This window comes from Streptomyces graminilatus, assembly GCF_001418565.1.
In the GTDB taxonomy this organism is placed as follows: domain Bacteria; phylum Actinomycetota; class Actinomycetes; order Streptomycetales; family Streptomycetaceae; genus Streptomyces; species Streptomyces graminilatus.
Genome location: NZ_LIQQ01000247.1, coordinates 1 through 4515 on the forward strand (window position 1 = coordinate 1; position 4515 = coordinate 4515).

Here is a 4515-nt window from a genome sequence, read left to right on the forward strand (position 1 = left end):
CCGGAGTGGTTTATCGGGGGCTGGGGTTTTTCCTCGGTCGGGTGGTTCGCCCGCCTACGCAGGTTCGAATCCTGCCCTCTCCGCTCACCGTTCTGTCGTGCTGTGTCCGCCCCCCCCCGCCGGTGTTCGGAATCGGAGCGTGTCCATGACCGAGGAGTCCGAGGCGCCCGTGCGGAGCGTTCTCGTCGTCGCCAATCCCGCCGCGGGAACCACGAGCGAGCGCCTGACGGCGGACGTCCTCGCCCTGTGCGCAGACCGCGCGGCCCAGGTACGCCTGCACCCCACCACCGGCCGGGGCGACGCCACTTCGGCGGTCCGCGCCGCGTGCGCGGGCACCGACGGCCACCCCCGGCCCGACCTGGTCGTGGCGGTGGGCGGCGACGGCACCGTCCACGAGGTCGTCGACGGCCTCACCGATGCCGATGCCGATGCCACAGGCACAGGCACAGGCACCCGCCCGGCCCTGGTCATCGTGCCGGCCGGCACCGGCAACTCCGGGTACAAGATGCTCTGGGCGGAGAGCCCCTGGCAGACCGCCCTGGCGGCGGTGTTCGACGGCCCCGGACACGGTGCCCGGCTGCGCCGCCTGGACCTGGCCCACCTGACCGAGACCGGCGCCAAGGTCTTCCTCGGCGCCTGCTCCGGCGTCATCGCCGACGCCCTGCGCGTGGCCCGCCACGTTCCCCAGACCGGACGGGACCGCTACACCACGGCGTTCGCCGAGTCGGCCGACGCCTTCGTCCCGTACCCCGGCCGGGTCACCGTCGACGGGACGGTGCTCCACGAGGGTCCCACCGTGCTCGCCAACGTCGGCGGCGGTCGCTTCCGCGGCGGCCGTTACCAGGTGCTGCCGCACTCGGAGCTGGACGACGGACTGCTCGACGTCTGCGTGATCGGCTCACCGGTCGACCCCCACGAGGTCCCGGAACTCACCCGCCGTGCCGCCCACTTGGGCCTCCCCGGCGTCCACTACGGCCGGGGTCGCCGCATCGTCGTCGAGCGCCTCGACGGCGTACCCCTCTGCTTCGAGTACGACGGCAACCTCCAGCCGGCCGACCTCACCCGCCTCACCTTCGACGTGCTGCCCGGCGCCCTGCCCGTGTGGGGCGCCGACACCGCCGTACTCGCCACGACCGCACCCGGGGAACTCCGATGACGCCCTTGCAGGAGCTGTGCGAATGGGCCGCCCGGCTGACCTACGACGACATTCCGGAGCGGGTCCGCGCGCTGGCCGCCAGTCAGATCCTGTCCCAGGCCGCGTCGATCCGGGCCGGAGCCGACCACGCACTGGGCGCGCGCATGATCTCCGCATTCGGTGCCCCGTTGCAGGCCGACGCCCGGAACAGCGCCTGTGTCCTGGCCGGACTCGGCTCGTGGCTGAACCTCGACGACACCGCCTACGCCGGCCACCTCTCCAACTCGACCGTCGCCGTCCCCCTCGCCTTCGCCCACGCCCGCGGGCTGACCGGCGCCCGGCTGATCACGGCCGTGGTCGTCGCGACCGAGTGCGCGGCGCGTATCACCGCCGCCGCGACCCTCGGCCCGCTGCGCGGACAGAGCGCGATCCACTCCCATCTGGTGGGCGCCGTCTGCGGCCGGCTGCACGCCGAGGGCGTCACGGATCCGCTGTGGTGGACCGACGCCCTGGGGCTGGCCCTCGCCCTGCCGTACCGGCCGCTGATGCGGGCCTTCCTGGCCAGCGACGCCCGGCTCCTCAACGCCCTGGCACCGGTACGGGCCGCCATGGACGCCTGCGATGCCGCCGCCGCCGGACTGCACGGCGCTCCCGACCTGCTCGAACACCCCGACGGCTTCCTCGCGGCGCTCGCCGCGGTACCGCTGCCCGACGAGATCACCGCCGGTCTCGGCCGGCGCTGGCACACCGAGACGCTGTCGTTCAAGATGCGCCCGGGCGGCCCCGGCATCGACGCGGCCGTGGACTGCGCCATCGAACTCCACGGCGAACTGCACACCGCAGTGGGCGAGTTGGACCCGGCGGCGGTGGCCGAGGTGCTGGTGGAGGCCTCCCTCTACACCGTCTACGCGGGCCGCCGCGCCGAGCACTATGTCACCGGCCCCGACGCCCCGCTGGGCGCGCTGGTGCTGCACACCCCCTACCCGGTGGCCACCGCCCTGCTCACCGGCGGCCTCTCGGTCGCCGACTTCGAGCGCCCCGCACTGGCGGAGGCGGCCCGCTGGCAGCTCGCGGACCGGGTACGGCTCGCCCACGACCCCGAACTCACCCGCGCGCTGTTCGACTCCACCGCGCCCTTCGGGGCCGCCGTCCGCCGGGCGGGCGCCGACGCCGAGCCCTGGCTGCTGGAGTTCGGCGGGCCCGAGACCGCCCGGATCGCCCTCGACGCGGCCCGGCCACCGGAGCCCGACTTCACCGCCGCCACCAAGGCGACCGGCGCCCGGGTCACCGTACGCCTGCACGACGGCCGCGAGTTCACCCGTGAGCGGCTCGTCCCGCTGGGCGCGATCGGGGACCACACCCGGGCCTGTCACGAAGACCTGGTCCGCGAGAAGTTCGTCGGCCTCGGCGGCGACGCGGACACGGCGAAGGCGGCGGCGGGACTCGGCACGGCGGACGCCGGCCGGCTGCGCGACTGGATCGGCGCGGCCCTCACCGAGCGCGAGTAACCGGACGACCACCCTGGACCGAGGCGAATCGAACCAGGGCGCCGGGCTCCGGGGATAGGCCGACGGCATGTTCCCCGTGCCTTCCCCGTGGCCGACGCACCACCGTAATTCGACCCGAAACGCATCGTCCGCGGAGCGCGCGGGAACATGAAGCCGACCGAGCGGTATGCACCGGCCGCTCGGTGGTGTTGACACGCAGTATCGGGTCTATCGCTCAAGTAGATAATGTTTGAAACTGTGACTACTCAATTAATGCGGTCGCCCAGCACTGTCGACGTCGGCATCCTCCTTCGAAGGTGGCGGGACAAGCGCAGGGTCAGCCAGCTCGAACTGGCCTCGCGGGCCGACAGTTCCGCCCGGCACATCAGCTTCATCGAGACCGGCCGGGCCAAACCCAGCCACACCCTGCTGCTGAGACTGGTCGAGCAACTGGACGTACCCGTACGGGAACGCAACACGCTGCTGATCGCCGCCGGATTCGCCCCGGTGTTCCCCGAAACCCCGCTGAACGCCCCGGCGATGGAGACCCTCAACGGCGAGATCGAACGGCTGCTGGCCGTGCACGATCCGAATCCCGCTCTCGTGCACGACGGCCTGTACAACGCCGTCGGGACCAACCGGGGGCTGCTCGCCCTTGTCTCGGGCGTCGCCGACCACCTGCTGGTCCCGCCCATCAACACCGTGCGCCTGGCACTGCATCCGGAGGGCATGGCTCCCGTGATCCGTAATCTCGCGCAGTGGCGCGCCCATCTGCTGGACCAGATGGAACGCCAGATCGCGGTGAGCGGCCTGACCTCGCTGGCCGACCTGTACCACGAGGTGTCGGCGTATCCGGTGCCCGACAACGGAATCCCGGAGCCGGCCACCCGTGCGTCGTACGCGCTGCCGCTGCTGATCGAGCGGGAGGGCAGACTGCTGTCGTTCGTCTCGTTGCTGACGACCTTCAACACCCCGCTGGACGTGACCGTCTCCGAACTGGCCATCGAGACCTTTCTGCCCACCGACCAGGAGACGGCCGCCGCACTGCGGGAGATGCAGGGTTAGGTCAGGCTCCCGGGAGCCGGTCCAGGAAGCCGCAGACGGAGCTGATCCGGCCGTCCTCGGCGAGGGTGACGACATCGGAGCCGGCAGCCGGGGAGGAGCCGTCCGCCTTCGACACCAGGTCCCAGGAGAAGCGGGCGATGTGGTGGTTGCCGTCCACCTCACCCTTCATGACGAAGTCGAAGCCAGGGAACTGCGCGTGCGCGCCGGAGATCGCGGCGACCATGCCCTCGTGACCTGCCACGTCGGCCAGCGGGTCGGTGTAGGTGACGTCCTCGGTGAAGGCGGCGGACACGGCCTTGGCGATCGCCTCGTCTCCTTCGGCGTTCCACGCGGCGAAGTAGCGCTCGGCGGCGATGGCGTAGTTCGTCATGGACGTCTCTCCTCAGGTACTGGGTCGAAGCCGCGGTGTCGGCGCGGCCACGTGACCACTGTGCCGGGTACGCCCGGAGCCAGTCGATTACCCCTCAGGTAATGCTCGTCGCCCGTACGGGGGAGGGCGTAGAGGGAAACCGGAGCGGCGGGCCACCGGTCGGGCCACCTGCCGCGTCGGCGACGTGTCCGGGGCTCCGGCCGACGTGGCCCGGTCGGCGCGGCCCGGCCCCGGCCCGGTCCGGCCCGGTGGCTCCCGCTCGGGCAGCCGCGCTCGTGGCGGGAGGACGTCGGTCGAGCGCGGACTCCCGGACCGTGCCTCCGCTCGGCCGCGCCCGGTGCCGCCGGCCGCTCGGGACCGGCCCGGCACCCGCATCCGGGCGCCGGCCCACTCGCCTCCCACGCGGGCCGGCTCACCCGGCCGGTTCCTGGAGGTCGCGGCCGGGTTCCCGGTTTGCT

General features: G+C 72.6%; 4 protein-coding genes. 3 read left to right on the forward strand and 1 reads right to left on the reverse strand.

What is annotated here, in order from left to right:
• Positions 1 to 145: 145 nt before the first annotated feature.
• The 3 genes from AOK08_RS21220 (at position 146) to AOK08_RS21230 (ending at position 3687) form a co-directional block, all read left to right on the forward strand.
• Positions 146 to 1156 carry a diacylglycerol/lipid kinase family protein gene (locus tag AOK08_RS21220; RefSeq protein WP_055528352.1) on the forward strand — a complete coding sequence of 337 codons (1011 nt, stop codon included), beginning with the start codon at positions 146 to 148 and terminating at the stop codon, positions 1154 to 1156.
• Positions 1153 to 2643, forward strand: a complete 1491-nt coding sequence (locus tag AOK08_RS21225; RefSeq protein ID WP_055528365.1) for an MmgE/PrpD family protein — start codon at positions 1153 to 1155, stop codon at positions 2641 to 2643. Before AOK08_RS21220 ends, AOK08_RS21225 begins: the two co-directional genes overlap by 4 nt.
• Before the next feature lie 252 nt (positions 2644 to 2895).
• Positions 2896 to 3687 (forward strand): helix-turn-helix domain-containing protein, encoded by a 792-nt coding sequence (locus tag AOK08_RS21230; RefSeq protein WP_055528372.1) that lies wholly within the window; start codon positions 2896 to 2898, stop codon positions 3685 to 3687.
• A gap of 1 nt (position 3688) precedes the next feature.
• Here AOK08_RS21230 and AOK08_RS21235 read toward each other — a convergent pair whose 3' ends face one another.
• Entirely contained in the window at positions 3689 to 4057 is a 369-nt protein-coding gene (locus AOK08_RS21235) for a nuclear transport factor 2 family protein (protein WP_055528375.1), read from the reverse strand.
• Positions 4058 to 4515 lie beyond the last annotated feature (458 nt).

Excerpts from the sequence above, each read along its gene's own strand:
- AOK08_RS21220 (WP_055528352.1), top strand. The coding sequence starts at position 146 with ATGACCGAGGAGTCCGAGGCGCCCGTGCGGAGCGTTCTCGTCGTCGCC.
- AOK08_RS21225 (WP_055528365.1), top strand. The coding sequence starts at position 1,153 with ATGACGCCCTTGCAGGAGCTGTGCGAATGGGCCGCCCGGCTGACCTAC.
- AOK08_RS21230 (WP_055528372.1), top strand. The coding sequence starts at position 2,896 with ATGCGGTCGCCCAGCACTGTCGACGTCGGCATCCTCCTTCGAAGGTGG.
- AOK08_RS21235 (WP_055528375.1), bottom strand. The coding sequence starts at position 4,057 with ATGACGAACTACGCCATCGCCGCCGAGCGCTACTTCGCCGCGTGGAAC.